This is a genomic window from Nostoc sp. NMS2 (genome assembly GCF_017115105.1).
Taxonomy (GTDB): domain Bacteria; phylum Cyanobacteriota; class Cyanobacteriia; order Cyanobacteriales; family Nostocaceae; genus Nostoc.
Genome location: NZ_JABXKH010000095.1, coordinates 1 through 22,893, shown reverse-complemented (window position 1 = coordinate 22,893; position 22,893 = coordinate 1). Strand labels below are relative to the sequence as shown.

The following is a 22,893-nucleotide window of genomic DNA, read 5'->3' as shown; positions in this document are numbered from 1 at the left end:
TTGCTAGATCGGGAAACCCTTTTGATAATCGTTAGCCCTTGCACGATGCACTATCAGCACTGCTTCCTCCTGGCACAAGAATACATAACACTGACAAAGTTCTGAGTGGAGGAATCCACCGTTTCAACTTTTCTTTGCACGCAACTGGCTTAACTTTTTGCAAAATCCCAAATAGTCTTCCTCGCAGTTCCTGCCATGCCTCTATCAAATTCTGTAATTCGTCGCTACACACCACCTACTTGCACGCTAGAAGTATTCGCCCAAAGCTCACCTCTGTCCCGGTGGATGGGTAAAACTGTCCTCAAACACCTAAGCTTTGAGCTACGCTTTGACGATCCCCGACTCCCAGAAGAACACAGAATCCCAATTCGGGGCGATCGCGAGCAACTTGAAGCTTTATGTGATGCAGTCACAAACTACGTACAGCAATTCCTCCAACAATCTCCAGAAAGCTTTTGGATCAGTTTCTCCGGTACCCAGGAATCAAGCACAGCACTGGGTGAGCCGGAATTAAAGTCCTCAACAAAAACATTAAATTCTTTTAGCACCCAGTTTCCTGGAGCAATTATCCGCTTAGAACCAAGCAGCTATTTAACTCACAACTTATTTCTCGGTTCTCTCGCCAACCACTCATCTGGCCCCGTAATTCAACTCACTCTGCTGCAATTATTCGATTTGGCAAGTGCTTTAGATGAATACTCAACTGATGTCATGGCACTCCCAACTCTCAACAGCACGAGTTCAACTCTGAGGTTCCCTACTTGGGCACCTGTTGCCGCAGTATTAGTGTTAGGTATAGGTTTCTTGCCACTTACTTGGCAATATGCTAACAGCATTAGGGAAAAGGAACAGCAGACAGCCAAAACATCAAATCCAGCAGTAAAGGCTGCTTTAGAACCTTCAAGTTCACTAAACTTCCCTACACCTGAACCTGGAATTACCACTCCATCGGATAATTTGCTAGGTTCGACTCCTCCACTTTCCACATCTACTTTGCCCCAAGCACCTTTAACAGCCCCTGGTTCTAGTTTCTCTGCACCACCACCTCTATTTCCAAATAATGCAGTGACAACAACCCAGGGCAAGACTGCAACCCTTCCTGGTAATCGAGCGATGCCTTCGCCGAGCTTCGCTAACGCACCATCAAGTAAAATCCCAGGACAGGAAATAGCTATAGCACCCAATCTTGGACAGAACCCTACAGGGTCAAATCCCCAAGCTGGTACTCTCCCTCAACTGAGAAATTTGCCACCCAGACTGTCTTCTAACGCGGGCAGCTTACCAACTAATATCTCACCAGTTTCCCCCCCGTCTCTTAGCACTATACCCAATAATGGTGGCAATACTCGTACCCAAACCTCGCCACTAACCTCACAACAGCTAGACGAAAGAATCAATTCCCTACAGCAACCTTCTCCTGGAGAAAAACCTGCTTCACAACTTTCCTCATCTAGAACTGCGGAGAATAATCCATTCATCGATCAATTGGGGGACGGAGGCAAAACCCCTAAATCTAGAGAAGTAGCTACTGGTACATTATTTGACACACCTCAAGTCGCACAAGCTAGAGAATACTTAAGAAAGCGTTGGCAACCACCTACTGGACTAGGACAAACATTAGAGTACAGTTTGATAGTCAGTGTTGACGGCACAGTAGAACGAATTTTTCCCCTTAATAAGGCAGCAAGAGAATTCGTTGATAGCACTGGGATGCCTGAAGTTGGTAAACCTTTTGTTTCCGCCAATAGAAGCGGACAAAATGTCAGAATTCGAGTTGTTCTCAGTCCTGATGGCAAGGTGCAGACTTTTCCAGATGAATAGCTAAACTCATCCTTTTAATGCCACTTGTAAAACTGGTACAAATCTTGTGCCAGTTTCTACTTACTACAATTGCTCTTGAGCTTACTTGTTGAAGTCCAGTTATGAAACTGGTCTTACTATTGATACCAGCAACCCTACCAATAAATATAATTAATGTTAACACCAATTCTCCAAAACTAAACTATAGATACAAGTCTGGAAACCCAGATGAAATATTACGCTTCTTAATTACTAATTACGAATTAATAATTGGTATTAATAACTCATATCAAAGGTAGGAAATATGCAAACAATTAGTACCCAAAAAGACAGTGCAGCTTGGGTTATTCAAACTTGGGCAGCTTTTGTGATTTCTATTTCTATGACCACCTTCGGTATTGTAAACTTACCTGTAAATGGCTGGGTGAAAGGCTTTATGGGTATGGGGATGGCTTTCTCTGTTGGTTCAACTTTTACTTTGGCGAAAACTACTAGAGATTTGCATGAAACTAGAAGATTAAGTGCTAGGTTAGACGAGGCAAAAGTAGAAAAATTGCTTTCACAACACGATCCTCTAAATTTCAAATGAAGGGAGTTCAAAATTCCAAATTATCCTTGCATCAGAAATTAACCACATAACGAAAAACAAAAGGACTGGATATACCAGTCCTTTATTATATTGATTTAACGTTTTTATCTTAATAACGGGATTTTTTGGTCTTTAACTTTTGCTTTTTACGCCGACGTTCGCTAGCAGCAACTGCATGTTCTACCGGATAACCCACTACAGGGATTACCTGATATTTGCGCTCTTCTTCTAAGTTTTTCAGTTGAGTGTAATCAACCCAGTGAATGCAATCAACCGGACAAGTATCAATTGCTTCTTGGATAATTTCTTCAGCGTCTCCATCTTGCCGAACCACGCGCGATCGCCCGTAATCTGGTTCAATATAAAAGGTGTTACGCGCAACATGAGCGCAATGCTTGCAACCAATACAGGTGATTTCATCAACATAAACACCATTTTGGCGCAGCAAACCGCCCAATTCCGGTTCTAAACCAGAACGTTCTGGAGCATCCCGTAAAAAACCCCCTAATTCTGGTTCCAAACCGGAACGGTTATCTTCTCGTTCTTCCGGCGACGGCAGAAAATCAGCCATTACGCACTCCAGCGCTGTACTACCAGGCGAATGGAACCATCTTCATTTTTTTGTTGTTCAGATACTTGAAAGCCAACACGAGCGGTTTCTTTCACAACTGTTTGATAAGCATAGCGCTGTGTTACCTGGCGCAAAAATCCATCCACAGATAAATCTTGCTGCCAATATTGCAAATCAGCCACCAATTCATATTCCTTGCCATTCCATCTAAAGCCGATGTCATAGCCATTTTCCTGCTCAATACTAACTTCCGCAGGATGGGTTTGACCGCGATAGCCACGGACTTCGCGTGGGCCGGGTTTCCAGTCTACCCCTAATTCAGTCAAAGCATCTTTCAAAGAATCAAGGTTACGGATTTGAGTCTTAATTTGGCTAAAGTGTGACATGGTGGTTGTGAATTAATAACACTAAACTACTGTGAAAACTTACCAATCGCTGTAAGTGGTGTGTGTATTCGCCACATTAGATTGCTGCACCTTGGCGGCGAAATATTCTGAGGTTGGCTCATGATTAAGTACTTGCCCTAGCTGTGCCTCTATTGCTGCTGTAACCTCAGCGCACGAAACACCCACAATACCAGTGACTTTTTCTTGTACCCGACCGTCTGGATAAATTATGAACTCTAATGTCTCCATTCTTTTGGCCAACCACGATAAAGTACGCTTAAATTGTACTGCCTTAGCAGAAGGCTATAAATATAGCCGTAGGAACATTTTTACTTAGATACAAACTTGCCATTTGTTAACTAATGTTCCATCTTTCAACATATATATCTCAGAATCTTTACAAAACTTATTGAATTTGGAAGCAGTCACGTCAGTATTTAGTAGTCTCTCTTAACCTCATCGATTAGTCAAGGTAACAACTGAGTTTGCCAATGAAGCGGCAAAAGTCCTCAAAATAAGCATTAGACGTAGTATAGCCAGCTAGTTAAGTTACAAAAATATAGAAATTATTGAAAAAGTTTATCATTATTAGGTTTGCCCTATTCCTATAGGGTTTCCCGCAAGATAGGTGCTATCATGAACGCCTTACATCCTCCGGGTTCACCAGTCATAATGCGATCGCACTCAACACTACAATAAGCGATCGCATGAACTTTTATGTATATTCTGTATATACACCTTTCTATTGCTTACGCTGTAACCATTTCCGGGACTGAATCAGGGGATGCTGGCTCGAAATGTAACACCATTATTTGCTGTGGGCGTAAACCAACAGATTCATAAGTGCGGCCATTGCGATCACTAAATTCAACCTCAAATGCAACACCACCAGCTAATAATTCTACTACTGTACCAACTTGACCACGGTACAGGTTGTATTCAGGTAGATCAACTGTTAGTGCTACGACATCCAGCAACTCAATTCTACTTTTATTCATTTTGTATCACTTCCAGATATTAGAGAGGATAGCAGGTTGTTAATCTTGGGACATCAGAACCTTCTTCGATAATCCAAGCACTGCGAATGATCGTACTTTTATTCTGCCATTTGAGCGTGAAATCTAGTATGTAACGTTGTCCAAATTCATCACGTCGTCCCAAACTAACTTCTTGAATTCTGACTGCTTCTAAAAGAATCTGGCGCAATTCTTCAGCGTTTTCATCATTCATGCCCAGACTTGCTGAAAAGAGACGGGCTTTATCTTTTCCTTTATCATGCTCTGGATTAAGACAATAGTCACGCAGTTTACGAATATCAACGACTGCATTTTCTGCATTTGGGATTAGATTGGCTGAATTAGACATAATTTTTATTTTTAGAGTAGGTATAGATTTTAGGAAATATAAACATGGAAAATGCCTGTGTAAATTAAGTTTTACAGCCAAGGGGCTATTTGCGCTTAAAATACACAGGCACTTCAATTTTATTCTCTTGCTAGATATTATACATTAAATTGATAGCAAGGGTATATTTATTGAATTTTATTCAACTTTTTTAACTGAGTTAATGCTATTCTTTACCGCCGCCGAAGAGTTTGTATATCCCGTATCCAATAGCTGCCGCAGCAGCAACAGGTGCAGCAGCAACAATGGCAGTACCGGCAATTGCACCTCCCCCAACAACACCACCGATACCTGCAAGGGTACTCATAATTGCAGCACCAGAAGCACCAGCGGCTACTGTTACAGCACCAGCACCAGCCACACCAGCAGCAGCCCCAATGTTTGTAGCTGTTCTTGCAGCTGAACGAGCTTCACGTTCTTCCTCAGACAAATTCGGTTGGTCTTTGAACAAAGTTTCATTCATTATTTTTGCCCCAGCATAAGCTGGGCCTGCTGCCAATACAGCAGGAGCAGCCGCCATACCACCACCAACCACACCACCTGCCGCAGCTAGACCAGAAGTAATTCCTGCTCCTGAAGTTGCCGCAACAGATAACCCTGTAGCAGCGCTGACAGCAGCCCCTGCCGCTGCACCAGTCTCTACAACAGCTTTTACCGTCTTTAGGTCTTTAACGCCTAAAGTTTTTTCTACAGCAATTTCTGTACCTTTTTCAACAGCTTTACTGGCAATATCTTCAAAACTCATAAATCAATTTCTCCTAATCTGGTGCGCGATCTCATACTACTAAAACATAATTAATACTAAGTCTTCATCAGTGTTAGCACTGATGCAATCTTGATGCATCCCAAATCACCAACAAAGACTTTCCAGTAAAAAAAACATCAGTCAGCCAAAGAACCCAGGATAATGAATCATAATTAACCTCTATAGCTTTGAGCTATCAGCCATCAGCCGCCAGTTACAAGCCGGAAGCTGAGATGCCGAATGCTAAGGGCTTTTGATTCAACTTAACCAATTGACTATGAATTCCGAAAAAGTCAAAAATTCTCTAAATATTTCGCCAGCGATACGCATAGGAGTACTAGGTTTCGGCGGACTCGGACAAGCCGCCGCCAAGGTACTTGCTGCTAAACAGGAAATGATTTTAGTCGCCGCAGCAGATCAAAAAGGTTACGCTTACGCTGCTGAAGGTTTAAATACTCAACAATGCATTGCAACCTACCAGTCCCAAGGTTCGGTAGGTCATTTAGAACCAGTTGGTACGTTAACAAATCAAAGTATTCAGGATGTAATTGAAATAGCTCAACCTGTGGATGGGTATTTTCTGGCTTTACCCAACCTACCAAACGATTTTATCCCCTCTGTAGCCAAAGAGTTTATTAAATCTGGTTGGCGTGGGGTGCTAGTGGATGCAATTAAGCGCACCACTGCTGTAGAACAACTACTAGCGATGAAAGAAGAACTCCTTGCAGCCGGGATTACGTACATGACAGGCTGTGGTGCTACACCCGGACTGTTAACCGCCGCCGCCGCATTAGCCGCCCAAAGCTACGCTGAAATTCATCAAGTCGAAATTACCTTTGGGGTGGGAATTGCCAACTGGGAAGCTTACCGCGCCACCGTTCGGGAAGATATTGGGCACATGCCTGGTTACACAGTGGAAACCGCTAGGGCGATGACTGATGCCGAGATAGAAGCACTGCTAGATAAAACTAATGGCGTGCTTACCTTGAAGAATATGGAACACGCTGATGATGTGATGCTAGAGGTTGCGGGAATTTGCGATCGCGATCGCGTTACTGTTGGTGGTGTAGTCGATACTCGCAATCCTAAAAAGCCCCTCAGCACAAACGTTAAGGTAACAGGACGCACCTTTGAAGGTAAGATTTCCACCCATACCTTTACTCTGGGAGATGAAACCAGCATGGCAGCTAATGTCTGCGGCCCTGCCTTTGGCTATCTCAAAGCTGGTAGGCAACTGCACCAACGCGGCATTTATGGCATCTTCACTGCTGCCGAAATTATGCCTCAATTTGTGAAGTAAAAAGTAAAAAGGCAAAAGAAACAGGCAAATTATTTTGCCTTTTTACTTTTACCTTTTGCCTTGATTAAGCTGGTGGGATTTCTGGAGAAAAAATGTCTGTGAAATTCTCTTCGAGCAGCAAATCTGGCGTTTGTATAATAAATGGAAGTTCGGCTCCTACAAGTCCTCGTTGGATGCGTTCTAAAGTATCATTAAAAACAACAAATAGAGGATATATAGTATTAGCTCCCTCACTCAAAATATGACTGTGACGGAGAGGCATCAACCACTCATAATCATTGTCTAGAAAAACTTGAGTTTGTCGCCAACGTCCTAACAAATCAGAAAAGTCTTCGTTAGCACGATGAATAAAGACTAAAATTTCGGCTCCAGTTTTGATTTTCCATTCTGGATCGCACATCAAAATTGCCACATCACAGGGTAAGCAAATCGTTTGTAGGGCTGTTGTAGCAGTGTTGCGAAGCCGGACAATCGGCAAGGGAATTGTAATAACACTTTCATCTGGACGGCGCAGACTGGGAATCATCTCCAAGTATGGGCGATATTGCTTTAGTAAGGCGATCGCAGCTAGATGATTGCTGTACTCCGCCAAACTCGCTTCGTAGTGAGATTTTTGCACAGTCATAGTTTCTTAAATAGTTAGGAGTTAGAAATAAAATTAAGTAGTTAAGAGTTAAAAATGAGGATTCAGAAATAAAGAGTTTAAACTCCTAACTCCTGTACAAACGCAATTAATCGTGTCTCTCCTAACTCCTAACTCTTAATCCCCTATCCTAGCTTTTCAAACACCTTAAACATAGGCAAATACATCGCTAGCAAAATGGTTCCAACCATCCCCCCTAAAACTACAATCATCACTGGTTCCAAAATACTAGTCATTGCTTTTACTGCCTGCTCGACTTCATCTTCATAGAAATCGGCGACCTTCATCAACATTGCATCTAATTCTCCAGTTTCTTCTCCGATACTAATCATCTGAATTGCCATAGCCGGAAAAACACTATCTTTTTGTAAAGCGAGGCTAATCATCCCTCCTTGTTGAATCTCCATACGGGCTGCATCTATGGCATTGGCAATTACCTGGTTTCCTGATGTATCTCTGACAATTTCTAAGCAAGTTAAAATTGGTACACCTGAACGAGTCAAGGAACCAAAAGTCCGGCTAAAACGGGCAACAGAAGACTTTTGAATTAAGTCACCAAACAACGGCATTTTGAGGGAAAGACGATCAATTGTTATGCGGCCAACTGGAGTTTTACCGTATTGTGTAAAGGCAACTTTACCTCCTACAATAACAGCAAGAAGCACGAAAACCTTCGGACTTCTCAAAAATAGACTAGTATCCATCAAAAATTGCGTTAAAGGTGGTAGTTCAGTTCCAATTTCTGTAAAAATCTTCGCAAAAACGGGAATCAGAAAAATGGTCATGCCGAGAAAGATAGAAACTGCTATAAAACCCACAACAGTTGGATAAGACAATGCTGATTTAATTTGGTTTTGTAGACGAGCAACATCCTCTAACAACTTGGCTAAACGATTTAATACTTCGTCTAGAACACCACCAACTTCACCAGCTTGAATCATACTCACATATAATCCATCAAAACAGTCAGGATGCTTTCGCATTGACTCTGAAAGATTCATTCCGCTTTGAACATCGTTGCTAATCTCAATCAGGGCTTGTTTCAGTTTGGTATTACTACATTGTTCCGAAAGTACTCCTAAACTTCTAACGATCGCAACTCCCGCATTCATCAAAACGGCAAATTGACGCGAAAAAACGGCTTTGTCTTTCACAGAAACCTTAACTAAGGAATTCTGGAATTTTTTGAAGGCAATATCTGGCTGAAATCCTTGAGATTGCTTGAGGTCTTGGACTACAAAACCTTGATCTCTAAGATTAGTACGAGCTTGTACTAAAGATTCGGCAGTAATTTTTTCTGTTCGGGATTTTCCTTGCGAATCCCGAACACGGGCAACGAAGATTGGCATAAATTAAATTTCAAAATAGTTGTTATTTATTGGGCATTGGGCATTGGGAATTGGGCATTGGGCATTGGGCATTAGTTATTAATTCTTCTCCCTCATCTCCCTCATCCCCAGTTCCTTTAATGCGCTTTGGCTGCCGCACCTGGTTTAGCACCCGCGACAGCTTGCGGCGTAGAATTACCAATCAGACGTTGAATTTCATCAGGCTTAGAAGTTTTAGACATCGCTGCTTCAAAGGAAATCGTTCCTGCTTTGTAAAAATCAGCTAAAACCTTCTCCAGAGTTTGCATCCCCAATTTGCCGCCAGTTTGAATGGCTGAGTAAATTTGAGATGTTTTGCCTTCTCGAATCAAGTTGGAAATAGCAGGAGTGACAACCAGAATTTCTTGAGCCATCACCCGACCATATTCACCGGGTTTAGGGTTTTTCTTGGATACCAAAGTTTGGCTAAATACTGCCACTAACGAGTTAGATAACTGCACCCGCACCTGGGTTTGTCTTTCATGGGGGAAAACGTCAATAATCCGGTCAACTGTCTGAGCGGCAGAACTAGTGTGGAGAGTACCAAATACTAAGTGTCCTGTTTCTGCTGCGGAAATCGCCAAAGAAATCGTTTCCAAATCGCGCATTTCTCCCACCAGAACAATATCTGGATCTTCCCGCAAAGCGGCTTTCAAAGCATTAGCAAAGCTCTTAGTATCTTCACCCAGTTGTCGTTGGTGAACCAAGCTTTTAATTGGTTCGTAGACAAATTCAATTGGGTCTTCCACCGTTAAAATATGCTCTGCCTTGGTGCGGTTAATTAAGTCGATCATCGCCGCTAGGGTAGTTGTCTTACCGGAACCTGTAGGGCCTGTCACCAGAATTAGTCCTCTGGGCTTATCTGTCATTTCCCGGACAATATCTGGCAGACCTAATTTTTCAAAGTTAGGAATCTTAGAACTTAATGCCCGTAAGCAAGCAGCATAAGAACCACGTTCTTTATAGACATTGACCCGAAAACGTGCCAAACCCTTAACACCATAAGAACAATCCAATTCCCAGTTCTGCTCTAAGGTTTTACGTTGAGTGTTGTTGAGCATACTAAAAATCAGCCTTTGACATTGATCGGCTGTCAATATATGTTCACCGATGGGAGTGAGTTTGCCACTGATACGGAAGTAGGGAGGCAAACCTGCGGATAAATGCATATCCGAGCCACCCATTTCAATTAACTGCTCCATCAAGTCTTCAATCATCATTTCCATAGTTCTGCTTCCTTTTAATATTTGTTATTTGTCATTTGTCGTTTGTCCTTTGTCAGTTGTCAGTTGTCATTTGTCTGTTATTTAAAGTTACTAACCAATAACTAATGACCAATGACTAGTCTTAAAACCGAGATGTCATACAGTAGGGACAATCCAGCCATTCTTGTTTCAATGTGGCCTGGCAAGTTTGGCAGGTAAGACCAGTCTTGCGTTTGGCTTTTAACTCGGCTTCCAAACCAGTATCAGTAAATGTCACTCGTTCTACTTCTTCTAGAGTGGTAGAACCTTCACGCACTAAGTCCAAACTGTAAGCCAGCAAGGTTTTCATGCCCTCTTCTATTGCCACTTCCTTGATGCGTTCTGTGGGTGCATCTCCGTTGATGAGAGTTTGCAGGTTTTCGGTGACTCGCATGACTTCATAAACACCACAACGCCCTTTGTAGCCGACACCATTGCATTTTGGGCAAAGCTGATTTTTGGCTTTGGCATCTGCGATCGCATCTAATGTCAAGGTGTTAGCTTTATAAAAAGTGACTCCGACATCTGAGGAAGCTGATAAACCATAACGAGCCAGTTCCTCGGTTGTAGGAGTGTAGGGAACACGACATTCAGAACATACACGCCGCACCAAACGTTGAGCTAGAACGCCAATTAGGGAACTAGAAACCATGAAAGGTTCAATCCCCATTTCTCCCAAACGAGCGATCGCACCTGGGGCATCATTGGTATGTAAGGTAGTTAATACCAAGTGACCGGTCAAGGCAGCTTCAATTGCTGTTTTTGCCGTTTCCTTATCCCGCGTTTCACCCACCAGTAGCACATCTGGATCTTGCCGCAAGAAAGCCCGCAGAGCGGTAGCAAAATCCAGCCCTTTTTCCCGAATCACCTGTACTTGAGTAATCCCTGGAAGGCTGTACTCAATTGGATCTTCCACAGTACTGATATTTATTCCGGGATCATTCTTTTCTGATAGTGCAGAATACAGCGAGGTTGTTTTCCCAGAACCAGTTGGCCCAGTTACCAAAATTAGACCAAAGGGACGGCTAACCATATCCTGGACAATATGTAAAGTCTCTGGATCGGTAATTAACTTATCTAATCCCAGTTGGGTTGAAGAGTTATCCAAAATCCGCAGCACCACCTTTTCCCCGTAGCGACTGGGTAAGGTATTCACCCGGAAATCCACCTTGCGTCCCTCAAACAGCCGCCGGATGCGCCCATCTTGGGGTAAACGTCGTTCAGCAATGTCTAGATTCGAGATGATTTTAAATCGAGCTGTCACCGCCGGGATGATTTTTTTCGGTAGGGGATCGAAAGCTTCACGGAGTACGCCATCCTTCCGAAAGCGAATCCGTAAGTTTTCTTCTTGCGGTTCGATATGAATGTCAGAAACGCCCTCATGCAGGGCTTTAGCCAGGATTCTGTTGACTAGGTTAATGACTGGGGCATCCTCTGCACCCTTCATCGCCGCCCCTAGATCAGCCTCCATTTCTTCAGGAGCATCCGAAATATCGAGATTTCCGAGGTTTTCTAAATCCTGATTAATATCTGTAAACTTTTCTTGTTCCAGGTGCTTCTGCTTAACAGCCATTTCATCCAGATATTGGTTGATTAGCTGCTGGTAGTCTTCCTGTGTAATCACCATGCGCTGTAATGCCAGCCCTTGGGGACGCAAGATGCGGTTTAGATCATCGGAAGCCTCTAGATTATCTGGAGCAACCATCGCCACTAAAACTGAGGGCGGGGTTTGATCTTCGTGCTTCGACAGTGGTACTAAACGATGGCGACGGCAGATATCCACTGGGATGAGGGTTTCAATCAGGTTCCCCATCATCGTGTTGCCAATGGAGTTGACTTCCGGATCGAGGAATTCAACACCGTATAGTATTTTAAGTTCAAATAGCTGCTGTTTTTTGTATTGCCTGAGCAACTCAGGTGATAGTTGTTGGCCAGTAATTGACTCTAGTACTTCCGTTAAGGGTCTGCCAGATTTGCGGCTTTCAATTAGTGCCTGCCTCATCTGTTCGGTATTGACATAGCCAGATTGCACTAGCTTGTTGCCAAAGGGCGAAAACTCTGTTCTGGTAGTTAGAGCGGTACTGCGCCGTTGTGGTGACGAGTTCATAAATGAGCGAATGAGTAGGGGAACCTCTGCTTAAAGTATTCCCCTACTGTGAGATAGAATTCTCATTTCCCAAAAAAGTCCTGAGTCACGTCGCTTTGCTCCGAATTCAAAATTAAAAATGACGCTCTCTACGAGACGCTAAAAGCGAACGCGGACTCGCTCTAAGCGAAGCTATGCTGTTCGCGCAGCGTCTCTAAGAGTTGGCTTTACGCTGCGCTAACAAAATTCAAAATATTTTCAAATAAGATGAGGGGCGAGTCACATTCAGCGCTACTATTGCAAATTACTCGTTCGGGTTCCCGCCTTAATAGTGTCTACGCGAACGTGTTCACCATTTGTCACAATAAGAAAATGGTTACATCACTTCCAGAAACTTGTCGGCAACAAAATCAGCCTCAGTTGCAAGTCGTGGATGACGACGGTTGCAAGCAATGGAGATACACTGCCATAAATAGCAAGCATCTGGAATGAGTAGACAATGATGGATGAAAATAAACAGATAGACAATACTAGCCAGCAATTGGGTGAACCAACAGAGGTAAAGCAAGCAATGAAGAGTGACTCCCCAGCCCAAATTAATTTCAATGAATCTGATAGCGAGGTGACAGAGCAAGTGTCAGCCCAAACTAATGTATCGGGAGATGCAGCTACTTTCAATCCAGAAACTGGCGTTGCTGCAACCGAGAACACTGGAGTGGAAACGGCAGCTTTGGCAGAACTGACTCAACAAATTGAGTCTCTCAAAACGCAGCTAGAAGAGCGTAGTACTCAATATATGCGGATTGCTGCTGATTTTGAGAATTATCGGAAACGCACTAGCAAGGAAAAAGAAGAGCTAGAGACGCAGATGAAGCGGAACACGATTCTGGAATTGCTGCCAGTGGTCGATAATTTTGAGCGGGCGCGATCGCACCTCAAACCACAGTCTGATGGCGAAATGACCATGCACAAGAGTTACCAAGGCGTTTACAAACAATTAGTAGATAGCTTGAAGCGATTGGGTGTGTCACCAATGCGTCCTGAAGGTCAAGAATTCGATCCTAACCTCCATGAAGCAGTAATGCGGGAACCTACGGATGAACATCCTGAAGGAACAGTGTTAGAAGAGTTAGTGCGCGGATATTACTTGGGCGATCGCGTGCTACGCCATGCAATGGTCAAAGTAGCTGCTCCAAAGGAAGATACACCTTCTACGGAGGAAGATCAGTCGAGTCAAGCCTTCAGTTAAGCTGTAGTCGCTCGTCTCGCTGACCAAAAGTGCCTGGGTTCTAGCAAGGACGAGCATCGCGTACCTCAAACTTGGACAAGGCTTTGGATAACTCTCTGTGTTTAAACTTCTCTCTTGCTACCAGCAAAATGGGTTCCACAGACGTTATCCGCTAGCCTTAGTTCGGAGCAAAAAAGTTAGTCCGCGACACATTACAGCATAAAAAATCAGTAAAAATACTGCTAAGTATGGGAAAAGTTATTGGGATCGACTTAGGCACTACTAACAGTTGCGTCGCGGTTTTAGAGGGCGGTCAACCACTGGTGATCTCCAATTCTGAAGGCGGACGAACTACTCCAAGTATTGTAGGGTTTGGCAAGAGTGGCGATCGCTTGGTTGGTCAATTGGCAAAGCGCCAAGCCGTAACCAATGCCGAAAACACAATTTACAGTATTAAACGATTCATTGGGCGGCGGTGGGAAGACACTGACATAGAACGCGATCGCGTCCCCTACAACTGTGTCAAAGGTCGAGACGATACCGTTGATGTCCAAATCCGCTCAAAAAATTATACGCCACAAGAACTATCCGCCATGATTCTGCAAAAGCTGAAGCAGGATGCGGAAAACTTCTTGGGTGAAGAAGTCACTCAGGCAGTGATCACCGTACCTGCATATTTTACAGATGCTCAAAGACAAGCCACTAAAGATGCTGGCACAATTGCAGGATTAGAAGTCCTGCGAATCATCAATGAACCAACAGCTGCGGCTTTAGCTTTCGGATTGGAAAAACAAGACCAAGAGCAGCTAATTTTAGTATTTGACTTAGGAGGCGGTACTTTCGACGTATCGATCCTGCAACTTGGGGATGGCGTTTTTGAAGTTAAGGCGACTTGTGGTAACAACCATTTAGGTGGAGACGACTTTGATAATGCGATCGTGCTTTGGCTGATGGAACGCTTCCAGGAACAAGAAAAAATCGACCTTTCCAAAGACAAGATGGCACTGCAACGCCTACGGGAGGCAGCAGAAAAGGCGAAAATTGAACTCTCCAGCATGATGAATACCTCCATCAACCTGCCGTTTATCACGGCTGATGAAACGGGCCCAAAGCATCTGGAAACGGAACTCAGCCGTTCTAAATTTGAAGAGCTTGCAGGACAATTAATTGAAGCGACCATCGAACCAATGATCCAAGCACTCAAAGATGCGGATCTCAAACCATCAGCCATAGATCGGATTATTTTAGTAGGTGGTTCTACCCGAATTCCCGCAGTCCAAAACGCACTGATTAAATTTTTTAACGGCAAAGCTCCCGATCGCTCTATCAACCCTGACGAAGCGGTAGCATTGGGAGCAGCTATCCAAGCAGGAGTATTGGGTGGGGAAGTCGATAATCTCTTACTATTGGATGTCACCCCCCTATCTCTGGGAATTGAAACCTTGGGTGAAGTATTCACCAAAATTATTGAACGCAACACCACAATTCCTACTAGTAAGTCACAAATTTTTTCCACAGCAGTTGATGGGCAAACCTCGGTAGAAATTCACATTCTCCAAGGTGAACGGGCAATGTCACGAGATAACAAGAGTCTTGGCAAGTTTCTGCTAGCAGGAATTCCCCCATCGCCCCGTGGCGTGCCGCAAATTGAAGTATCCTTTGAAATCGATGTCAACGGCATCCTGAAGGTTTCTGCCCAAGATAAAGGTACAGGTAGAGAACAGAGTATCAGGATTACCAATACAGGTGGCTTGAGTACCAACGAAGTCGAACGGATGCGCCAAGAGGCCGAACTATTTTCTGAAGAAGATAGAAGACGTAAAGAACTGGTTGAACTCAAAAACCAAGCAGATAATCTGTTGTTCAGTTACGAATCTACCATCAAGGATAATAGCAACTTTATCGGTGAACAAATGAAGACTTTGGCTAGTGAAAAAGTTTCACAACTCCAAGCTGCAATGATTGACTCCAGCATCTCCACTGTAGAATTTAAGCAGCGCTTAGACGACTTCCAACAAACACTGTTTGCAATTGGTGCTGATGTCTATAACCGAGCTAACAGCCAAACAGATGAGATTGAAGAGGCTTCACCTAGTCTCTTTACCCCAGAAGTAGACTCACCAATGAACGGTACACTAATACCACAATTCAACTTTGATTTTGACGAAGAAAGTACCGCACAGGTTGATTATGAGGCGATAGATTAGGGATTAGGGATTGGGGAATTGGCCAAACAGGGCATGAAGAAGAGACAAGGAAGAAGGGGAGACAAGGAAGAGACTATTCAATAATTCCCCCTTGTCCTCCTTGTCTCCCTCATCCCCCTCATCCCCCCTGCTCCCTGCTCCCTGCTCCCCTGCTTCTTCCCCACTCCCTCATCTCCCCATTCCCCATTCCCCTAAGCTGCAGATTTTTATTAAGACATTTTAATATAAACCTGATCTAAGTTAAGAACCGTAGTTTTCGCCCTCACCCTAAATCCCTCTCCCAGATATGGGAGAGGGACTTTGAAATTCTAGCTCCCCGAATCCCATATTTGGGGGATAGGTTGGGGGATGAGGGCAAATCCTTATTCATTAGAGTTGAACTACAGGTTTCAAGATAGACGTGGTTTATCTAATATTGATTGTAGATTTAGCGAAGTTTCACAAGACCCCAGGGTTTTGCTAGATTGTAGAAGCAAATTACTTCTAGGCAGTATGCCGATTCAGATGCACTTCCATTGCATAAGGGTGGTTTTCCACACCGAATGGTGCGGCTAGCACCTCTGGTTAATGGGCGGGGTTTTCCTCTCCTAAGTAGCACAATTGTAAAAGAGACAACCGACTCGGCAGTGATGAAGTCTGAGCAGAGGCTTCCCCTGATCATAACTTCTATAGCTTTTGTCGTCTCCCACGAGGAAAGCACCTGTTGCTCAAGATTTGTCGGTGATTTTTGTAAAAGGTAAAGGGTAAAATCAGTTATTAACAAAAATTAATTTTACTTTCTGCCTGAACTCCGGCAAGTCGCCCTTTAAAGGATAGTGTGTTGCTCTTACATATCTGTAAAGCAAAACACCTTACCGTAAAGTAGCAAGTGACCGTGAGTGACGTTCTGCTGACTTCTGCTTTCTTCCTTCTAGCTTTTACCTTTGCTATATGGCCCGCGACTATTATGAAATCCTGGGTGTCTCTCGTGACACCGACAAAGAAGAAATCAAGCAAGCTTATCGCCGTTTAGCCCGGAAGTATCACCCAGATGTGAACAAAGAGCCGGGGGCGGAGGATCGCTTTAAAGAAATTAACCGCGCTTATGAGGTACTCTCGGAACCAGAAACCCGCGCTCGTTATGATCGCTTTGGGCCAGAGGGTGTCTCAGGTGCTGCTGGCGCTGGCTTTCAAGATGTCGGCGATATGGGTGGTTTTGCCGATATCTTTGAAAGCATTTTTAGTGGCTTTGCTGGCGGTATGGGTAGTCCCACGCAACAAAGACGGCGCAGTGGGCCTGCGAGGGGCGACGATCTGCGGCTAGACCTGAAGTTAGACTTTCGGGAAGCGGTATTTGGCGGCGAAAAAGAAATTCGGATTTCACATTTAGAAAATTGTGAAGTCTGTAGCGGTTCTGGTGCTAAACCTGGAACCCGCCCCCGGACTTGTTCGACTTGTAGCGGATCGGGTCAAGTCCGTCGTGTCACTAGAACACCCTTTGGGAGTTTCACTCAAGTCTCGACCTGTCCCACCTGTAATGGCACAGGGATGGTAATTGAAGACAAGTGTGATGCCTGTGATGGAAAGGGCGCAAATCAAGTAACCAAGAAACTAAAAATTACCATTCCAGCTGGGGTGGATAATGGCACTCGCTTACGGATTTCTAGTGAAGGAGATGCTGGTCAACGTGGTGGCCCTCCTGGGGATTTATACGTTTACTTGTTCGTAAATGAGGACGAAGAATTCCAACGGGATGGGATTAATATTCTTTCGGAAATCAAAGTTAGCTACCTACAAGCGATTTTAGGTTGTCGGTTAGAGGTAGATACGGTAGATGGCCCTGTAGAACTGATTATTCCAGCTGGAACTCAGCCAAATACAGTAATGAAGTTAGAAAATCGTGGTGTACCTCGCTTGGGTAATCCTGTCAGTCGTGGGGATCACATGCTAAACGTATTAATTGATATTCCCAACAAAGTAACCCCAGAGGAGAGGGAACTTTTGGAGAAGCTGGCTAAAATTAAGGGAGATCGTACTGGTGAAGGCGGTCTAGGAGGATTTTTGGGAAATTTATTTAAGTAATGATGCCCTCTTCTCTTTTAACTCCCGATGCTCAACTTGATTTACGTGGCACCCCTTGCCCAATTAATTTTGTTCGGACAAAACTACGTCTGGAAAAAATGCCATTGGGAGGTTTGCTAGAAGTCTGGCTAGACCCAGGTGAGCCGATTGAGCAGGTTCCCGATAGCCTGACAATGGCAGGTTATGTGGTGGAACAAATTACAGACTGCACTAATTATTTTTCTCTGTTAGTGCGTCGTCCAGTTGCTGGCCAATGACAGGGGAAAATTTTGCTGGAACTGGACAATTATTGGGTACGGTGCTTGCTGTACAGGCTAATTTTTACCAAGTACAGCTGGATGAAGAGGACGGGGAGATGAGGGAGATGAGGGAGCAAGATCTTCCTTATCCCCCTCATCCCTCCCTCCTCCTCTGTACTCGCCGAACACGGCTGAAAAAAATCGGACAACAGGTGATGGTAGGCGATCGCGTTGTGGTTGAAGAGCCAGATTGGGCTGGAGGACGGGGAGCGATCGCTGATGTCTTACCCCGTCACAGCGAATTAGATCGTCCGGCGATCGCTAATGTCAACCAAATTTTATTGGTATTTGCCGTTGCCGATCCACCTTTGGAACCTTATCAACTGAGTCGGTTTCTAATTAAGGCTGAGTCTACTGGCTTGGATGTGCTTTTATGTTTGAATAAAAGTGATTTAATTTCAGAGCCAGAACAGCAAAAAGTTAGCGATCGCCTCCTTGGTTGGGGCTATCAACCAATATTTATCAGTGTCAAAGATGGGATAAATACTGACCAAGCAAGCAGATATTTAAGCAATAAAATTACTGTAATTGCTGGGCCTTCCGGCGTTGGTAAATCTAGCCTGATTAATACGCTAATTGACTCTGCGAAGCTGCGAGTAGGAGAAGTTTCTGGCAAATTGGCTCGTGGTCGTCATACGACTCGCCATATAGAATTATTTGAGTTACCTAGCGGTGGTTTACTGGCAGACACACCCGGCTTTAATCAGCCTGATATGGATTGTATACCAGAAGAATTAATCCATTATTTCCCAGAAGCAAGAAAGCGGTTAGCAGTTGCTAGCTGTCGGTTTAGTGATTGTCTGCATCGAGACGAGCCTGAGTGCGTGGTGCGGGGAGACTGGGAACGATATGAACATTATTTAGAATTTTTGGATGCTGCGATCGCTCATCAAACTCAGCTACACCAACAAGCCGATCCAGAATCTACCTTGAAATTAAAAAGCAAAAGCAAAGGCAAAGGGCAGAGTCAATACGAACCCAAGTTAGAAAGTAAAAAATATCGCCGGATTTCCCGGAAGACTCAGTTACAGGACTTGCAGGAGTTATATCGGGATGAAGAATAAGGAGTTGAGGAAATTGGAGAGGTGGGCGCTCATGCCTGGGAATACTAGAATTAATCAACAAAAAAAAGGTATCATCCTTGAAAATCGATAAAAATCAACTGGTCTTGCTAGTAGGAGCGATCGCCCTACTCTTGCTGTTTGTAGGATGCGAGTACATAAAGTCACAGCCAGCAGATGATGCAGCAAGGCAATTGGAAAGCGTACTGCAAAAAGATAAGGAAATACAACAGCAGTACAAACGATAAGGCTGCCTTAATGAATGTCCAATATTATCAAGAAAGGCAGAGGGCAGAAGGGATAAATAAATCCCTTCTCATGAATGTCACGTAGTAAAGACCACTAAATCTGCATATTTTAGTGGGAGTGCAAAAATGCCGTTTATTCATCCGCCAGTCGTACATAATTCATTCTGAATTCTGACTCCTGACTCCTGACTCCTGAATTCTGTTTTGATAAGGAGTGCGATGTCTACGACGGGCTATTCGGTGTCGCACTTCTATGTAAAGATTGGTCACGATAGCATGGATACAAATAGAAAAAGTATCTTGTATGTCTCAGCCCCTTGCCACCACCCCTAGTTTAGAAGCTGTCACTGAGAGTATAATTTTCCCACCAGGCGACATTTATAGTGACGAACCCCCCTTGGAATCTGATCTCCACCGCGAACAAATCGATTTACTCATCCGCCTGATTAAATGGTGGTGGCGCGATCGTCAGGATTTTTATGCTACTGGCAACCTGACGATCTATTTTAGTCCCAACCAGAAAAAGTCAGAAGAATTTCGAGGCCCTGATTTTTTTCTGGTTTTAGATACAGAAAAAAAAGACCGCAAAAGCTGGGTTGTGTGGCAAGAAGACGGCAAATATCCCAATGTAATTATTGAGCTATTATCTAATTCCACTGCCTCGGTTGATAAAGGTTTGAAAAAGCAAATTTATCAGAATACATTTCGCACCCCAGATTACTTTTGGTTTGACCCAAATAACCTAGAATTGCAGGGATTTCACTTAGTTGATGGGCAATATCAAGACATTGCACCCACTGAGTCAGGCTGGTTGTGGAGTCAGCAGCTAGGGCTATATTTGGCAGTATATTTGGGCAAATTACGCTTTTTTACACCAGATAGGCAGCTGGTGATGTTGCCAGAGGAAGAATCAAATCAACAGTTAGAGCAAGCAAATCAACAACTAGAGCAAGCAAATCAACAACTAGAACAAGAACGCCAACGGGCTGCAATGTTGGCAGAACGCTTGCGAGCCGCAGGTATTGATCCTGAGCAAATATTCTGAAAAATAGAATTTTATCTCTAAACTAGGCATAGGAAAATAGTGCTATGAACCAAACAATATCCGATCAAGTCCGTTGGACAACCTCAGACTTAGAATTACTCACAACTGACGAATGGAAGCGCTATGAAATTATTGACGGAGAGCTATTTGTGACTAGAGCGCCTCACTGGAAACATCAAGGGACTGCGGGTAATATATCCTTAGAACTACAAATTTGGTCTCGCTCTAGTAGGCTGGGGGAAACCCGTCAAACTCCCGGCATAATTTTTACAGATGCCGATAATGTCATACCCGATGTAGTTTGGATCGGTAATGAGCGTTTAGCACAATTGCTAGATGACGAAGGGCATTTGAGAGGAGCGCCAGAACTCATTGTGGAAGTGCTTTCTCCTGGGACAACTAACGAACGTCGAGATCGAGAAGCCAAGCTGAAACTATACTCATCCACAGGAGTCCAAGAATATTGGATTGCAAATTGGCAATTACAACAGCTAGAAGTTTATCGCCGAGAAGCTGCTCAATTAAAACTTATAGCAACCTTGTTGGCTGATGACGAAATCACATCGCCAATTTTACCAGGTTTCTGTGTTCGAGTTCAGCGTTTTTTTATATAATTCTGGCGATACCGATAGCGTAGCGTTAGCGACGCTATCGGTGTCGCACTCTTATATATAAGGAAGACTTTACTTTGTCGGCTTTGCCACAGGATCGGCTTTTTGGGTGATCGGTGCAACGCTCATCTGGCTGCAAGTCTTGATCCAATATGTAACTGTTCGGGTTTCTGGGTTGCGGGAATCACAGGTTTGCGAGTTTAAGGGTTGATTGGCAAACTTTGGGTTAGCGCTTACCCGCAGTATAGCGATCGGTACTGTCATCCCAAAGGCAACCATCAATCCTATCCAGCCCAAGATGTATCGGTGCATCCTGATAGTTGAATTTTGCATCACAATTAGCACTCCTACATCAACGATAACCAAGGGAACAACGGATGCCACGCCATAGCTGTTGCCAGCGTGAACAACCCAAACATCCAAACTAATAAAGTACGGGGCTTCACCTGTTGATGCTTCAACACCTGATGCAGCACTGCCCAACTGACCCACCAACCGATAAAAAACATCATTTCCTTACCCGCGTAGTTTTCCAGGTTGCCCCACATCGGGTCAGGGTTCATCGCGCCTGGAATCCAGCTACCCATCTGAATCACAATCTGATTGTTTGGTTTGGAAAGCTCGGCAAAGTGGTGAGTTGCCATCATCGCAACGGCTCCCAATCCGCCGCTAATTAGGGCAGCAGCAGCCGGGCCAGAAACAGTAGGTGGAGCCGATGAACCGGCATGGAGTCCTTTGGGAAACTGCTTGAACCCGTTCCAGAAGCGAGTGTAAATTGGCTTACTCTCCACGGGTTGAACCAGAGGTTTTGGCATGATAGATTTTCCTAAATGAATTGAAATTACTACTGTTTAGGCTGGAGAAGAGATTGGATTAGAGGGCATGAACTTTAGCGATCGCTAACCCTGATACCAAACCTCCCATTGCAAAAAACATCATCCCCATCAAAGCCACACAAGTTGCTGTCAGTACTGGACGATTTTGCTTATCTAAAATTGAGTCGCCGTAGTGCCATAAAATCCAGGTACAGGCGACCCCCAACGGTAGCGTAAACAGACAGCTAAATTCGTGAAACTCCATGAAAATGTATTGAACTAGGGGCGTGTTCGCCTTCAGCCAAGCCCGCGCCCCACCATAGGCAATGTTGGCTCGGTAACGGGTATAGGCGATGTTGCCCGTGAAGATACCAAGGGTGGTAATCGCGCTAGACCAAAAGGTTAAGGTTCGCATTTGGGGCAGCACTTTGCTCGATCCCCGCAGTAAGGGGAATGCCAGATGTCCTGTGTAGGCCACCACTATTGTGGTTAGCACGGCACTGAAACTGTGGATTGTTCCTAGCGATCGCTGCCACGGACTGGGGTGAAGTAAATTGACCAAGGGCAAAAACAAGAACAAGCCCCCAGAGAGAATCGCCAAGCCGTAGACGCTGACGGTGGCGATGTCTAGCTGTCTGGGAAACTCAGGAGAAACACTTTTTGATAGTGTTTGAAATTTGGACTCTTGCATAGATAAACTCGAATTTAATTTTAGATTTGGGATTGGACTTCAATCCCAAATTGTTTTCTAATCCTTATTCCACTAAGTAAGTTGGCGCGAAAAAACCCAAGTATATTACGAAACGTAAATAGCCTTAAAGCCCTTACTAATGACCAATACTTCGGCTTCGCTCAGTACAAGTGACAAAGAACAAATGACAGCCTTGGCCAGTTAGCTTTAATTGCGCCGACCTACTTAAGCGATATTCAGCACATAAGAGCGAGTCCCCGTGCTGATGGTCGGGGTTGGGGTTGAGGTATCTTCGTAGGTGTAAGTTCCAGTCGCCACGATTTGCCCGAATTCGTTAACGCTGGTGGCACTGGTCAACGTCACTACTGATCCGTTAAAGGTAAGTGGTATGGTTAGCAAGTTGTTCAGGTCAGTCAGGACACCATTGCTCCAAACGTCAGCAATTCCAAATTCAAATTTTGACAACAGGTACAGTCTACCTTGAGGATGAAG

25 protein-coding genes are annotated in these 22,893 nt (G+C 44.2%); 11 read left to right on the top strand and 14 right to left on the bottom strand.

The window, feature by feature from the left end:
• The first annotated feature begins 195 nt into the window (after positions 1 to 195).
• Together HWQ36_RS17365 and HWQ36_RS17360 are read left to right on the top strand one after the other, a co-directional pair.
• Positions 196 to 1,821 (top strand): DUF4335 domain-containing protein, encoded by a 1,626-nt coding sequence (locus tag HWQ36_RS17365; protein ID WP_292704936.1) that lies wholly within the window; start codon positions 196 to 198, stop codon positions 1,819 to 1,821.
• Positions 1,822 to 2,104: 283 nt separating this feature from the next.
• Complete coding sequence (locus HWQ36_RS17360) at positions 2,105 to 2,389, top strand: YiaA/YiaB family inner membrane protein (RefSeq protein ID WP_292704935.1); 285 nt, start codon at positions 2,105 to 2,107, stop codon at positions 2,387 to 2,389.
• 109 nt (positions 2,390 to 2,498) lie between these two features.
• On the opposite strand, the gene HWQ36_RS17355 is transcribed toward HWQ36_RS17360, so the two are convergent.
• From HWQ36_RS17355 to HWQ36_RS17330, 6 genes are all read right to left on the bottom strand, one after another.
• Positions 2,499 to 2,960: a ferredoxin gene (locus tag HWQ36_RS17355; protein WP_292704934.1), complete on the bottom strand. Its 462-nt coding sequence runs from the start codon at positions 2,958 to 2,960 to the stop codon at positions 2,499 to 2,501.
• The gene (locus HWQ36_RS17350; protein ID WP_012406942.1) at positions 2,960 to 3,346 is read right to left on the bottom strand and encodes a DUF1257 domain-containing protein; all 387 of its coding nucleotides are present in this window, start codon (positions 3,344 to 3,346) and stop codon (positions 2,960 to 2,962) included. The genes HWQ36_RS17355 and HWQ36_RS17350 overlap by 1 nt, the downstream gene beginning before the upstream one ends.
• 39 nt (positions 3,347 to 3,385) lie before the next feature.
• Entirely contained in the window at positions 3,386 to 3,595 is a 210-nt protein-coding gene (locus HWQ36_RS17345) for a DUF2997 domain-containing protein (protein ID WP_292704933.1), read from the bottom strand.
• 500 nt (positions 3,596 to 4,095) lie between these two features.
• A complete protein-coding gene (locus HWQ36_RS17340) occupies positions 4,096 to 4,344 on the bottom strand; it encodes a DUF4926 domain-containing protein (RefSeq protein WP_292704932.1) in 249 nt (82 codons plus the stop codon).
• Between the two features lie 19 nt (positions 4,345 to 4,363).
• Positions 4,364 to 4,711 carry a DUF6883 domain-containing protein gene (locus HWQ36_RS17335; protein ID WP_292704931.1) on the bottom strand — a complete coding sequence of 116 codons (348 nt, stop codon included), beginning with the start codon at positions 4,709 to 4,711 and terminating at the stop codon, positions 4,364 to 4,366.
• A gap of 205 nt (positions 4,712 to 4,916) precedes the next feature.
• Positions 4,917 to 5,495 carry an RNA polymerase subunit sigma-24 gene (locus HWQ36_RS17330; protein ID WP_157816566.1) on the bottom strand — a complete coding sequence of 193 codons (579 nt, stop codon included), beginning with the start codon at positions 5,493 to 5,495 and terminating at the stop codon, positions 4,917 to 4,919.
• A gap of 277 nt (positions 5,496 to 5,772) precedes the next feature.
• Between HWQ36_RS17330 and HWQ36_RS17325 the strand changes: the two genes are divergently transcribed.
• The gene (locus HWQ36_RS17325) at positions 5,773 to 6,795 is read left to right on the top strand and encodes a saccharopine dehydrogenase-like oxidoreductase (protein ID WP_292704930.1); all 1,023 of its coding nucleotides are present in this window, start codon (positions 5,773 to 5,775) and stop codon (positions 6,793 to 6,795) included.
• Positions 6,796 to 6,859: 64 nt separating this feature from the next.
• Here the strand turns inward: HWQ36_RS17325 and HWQ36_RS17320 are convergent, their stop codons facing one another.
• From HWQ36_RS17320 to HWQ36_RS17305, 4 genes are all read right to left on the bottom strand, one after another.
• The gene (locus HWQ36_RS17320) at positions 6,860 to 7,420 is read right to left on the bottom strand and encodes a hypothetical protein (protein ID WP_292704929.1); all 561 of its coding nucleotides are present in this window, start codon (positions 7,418 to 7,420) and stop codon (positions 6,860 to 6,862) included.
• A gap of 143 nt (positions 7,421 to 7,563) precedes the next feature.
• On the bottom strand, positions 7,564 to 8,787 hold the full coding sequence (locus HWQ36_RS17315) for a type II secretion system F family protein (protein ID WP_292704928.1): 1,224 nt from the start codon (positions 8,785 to 8,787) through the stop codon (positions 7,564 to 7,566).
• A 116-nt stretch (positions 8,788 to 8,903) separates the two neighbouring features.
• Positions 8,904 to 10,031, bottom strand: coding sequence for a type IV pilus twitching motility protein PilT (locus HWQ36_RS17310; protein ID WP_292704927.1), 1,128 nt, complete (start codon positions 10,029 to 10,031; stop codon positions 8,904 to 8,906).
• 121 nt (positions 10,032 to 10,152) lie between these two features.
• Positions 10,153 to 12,156 (bottom strand): type II/IV secretion system protein, encoded by a 2,004-nt coding sequence (locus tag HWQ36_RS17305; RefSeq protein ID WP_292704926.1) that lies wholly within the window; start codon positions 12,154 to 12,156, stop codon positions 10,153 to 10,155.
• Between the two features lie 478 nt (positions 12,157 to 12,634).
• Here HWQ36_RS17305 and grpE point away from each other — a divergent pair, with 478 nt between their 5' ends.
• From grpE to HWQ36_RS17265, 8 genes are all read left to right on the top strand, one after another.
• A complete protein-coding gene (grpE, locus tag HWQ36_RS17300; RefSeq protein ID WP_292704925.1) occupies positions 12,635 to 13,384 on the top strand; it encodes a nucleotide exchange factor GrpE in 750 nt (249 codons plus the stop codon).
• A gap of 227 nt (positions 13,385 to 13,611) precedes the next feature.
• The gene (gene dnaK / locus HWQ36_RS17295) at positions 13,612 to 15,570 is read left to right on the top strand and encodes a molecular chaperone DnaK (protein WP_292704924.1); all 1,959 of its coding nucleotides are present in this window, start codon (positions 13,612 to 13,614) and stop codon (positions 15,568 to 15,570) included.
• A gap of 930 nt (positions 15,571 to 16,500) precedes the next feature.
• Positions 16,501 to 17,631 carry a molecular chaperone DnaJ gene (gene dnaJ, locus HWQ36_RS17290; protein ID WP_292704923.1) on the top strand — a complete coding sequence of 377 codons (1,131 nt, stop codon included), beginning with the start codon at positions 16,501 to 16,503 and terminating at the stop codon, positions 17,629 to 17,631.
• Complete coding sequence (locus tag HWQ36_RS17285) at positions 17,631 to 17,888, top strand: sulfurtransferase TusA family protein (protein ID WP_114080200.1); 258 nt, start codon at positions 17,631 to 17,633, stop codon at positions 17,886 to 17,888. Before dnaJ ends, HWQ36_RS17285 begins: the two co-directional genes overlap by 1 nt.
• Positions 17,885 to 18,994 (top strand): small ribosomal subunit biogenesis GTPase RsgA, encoded by a 1,110-nt coding sequence (gene rsgA, locus HWQ36_RS17280; RefSeq protein WP_292704922.1) that lies wholly within the window; start codon positions 17,885 to 17,887, stop codon positions 18,992 to 18,994. The genes HWQ36_RS17285 and rsgA overlap by 4 nt, the downstream gene beginning before the upstream one ends.
• A gap of 77 nt (positions 18,995 to 19,071) precedes the next feature.
• Positions 19,072 to 19,239, top strand: a complete 168-nt coding sequence (locus HWQ36_RS17275; RefSeq protein ID WP_292704921.1) for a hypothetical protein — start codon at positions 19,072 to 19,074, stop codon at positions 19,237 to 19,239.
• A gap of 304 nt (positions 19,240 to 19,543) precedes the next feature.
• Positions 19,544 to 20,284 carry a Uma2 family endonuclease gene (locus tag HWQ36_RS17270; RefSeq protein ID WP_292704920.1) on the top strand — a complete coding sequence of 247 codons (741 nt, stop codon included), beginning with the start codon at positions 19,544 to 19,546 and terminating at the stop codon, positions 20,282 to 20,284.
• 44 nt (positions 20,285 to 20,328) lie between these two features.
• Positions 20,329 to 20,898, top strand: a complete 570-nt coding sequence (locus tag HWQ36_RS17265; protein WP_292704919.1) for a Uma2 family endonuclease — start codon at positions 20,329 to 20,331, stop codon at positions 20,896 to 20,898.
• Positions 20,899 to 20,967: 69 nt separating this feature from the next.
• Here HWQ36_RS17265 and HWQ36_RS17260 read toward each other — a convergent pair whose 3' ends face one another.
• The 4 genes from HWQ36_RS17260 to HWQ36_RS17245 all read right to left on the bottom strand — a co-directional run.
• Positions 20,968 to 21,231 (bottom strand): hypothetical protein, encoded by a 264-nt coding sequence (locus HWQ36_RS17260; RefSeq protein WP_292704918.1) that lies wholly within the window; start codon positions 21,229 to 21,231, stop codon positions 20,968 to 20,970.
• A gap of 11 nt (positions 21,232 to 21,242) precedes the next feature.
• Positions 21,243 to 21,710: a hypothetical protein gene (locus tag HWQ36_RS17255; RefSeq protein ID WP_292704917.1), complete on the bottom strand. Its 468-nt coding sequence runs from the start codon at positions 21,708 to 21,710 to the stop codon at positions 21,243 to 21,245.
• 58 nt (positions 21,711 to 21,768) lie between these two features.
• Positions 21,769 to 22,401 (bottom strand): hypothetical protein, encoded by a 633-nt coding sequence (locus tag HWQ36_RS17250; protein WP_292704916.1) that lies wholly within the window; start codon positions 22,399 to 22,401, stop codon positions 21,769 to 21,771.
• A gap of 225 nt (positions 22,402 to 22,626) precedes the next feature.
• The coding region (locus tag HWQ36_RS17245; RefSeq protein WP_292704915.1) for a hypothetical protein at positions 22,627 to 22,893 on the bottom strand (267 nt) is incomplete at its 5' end.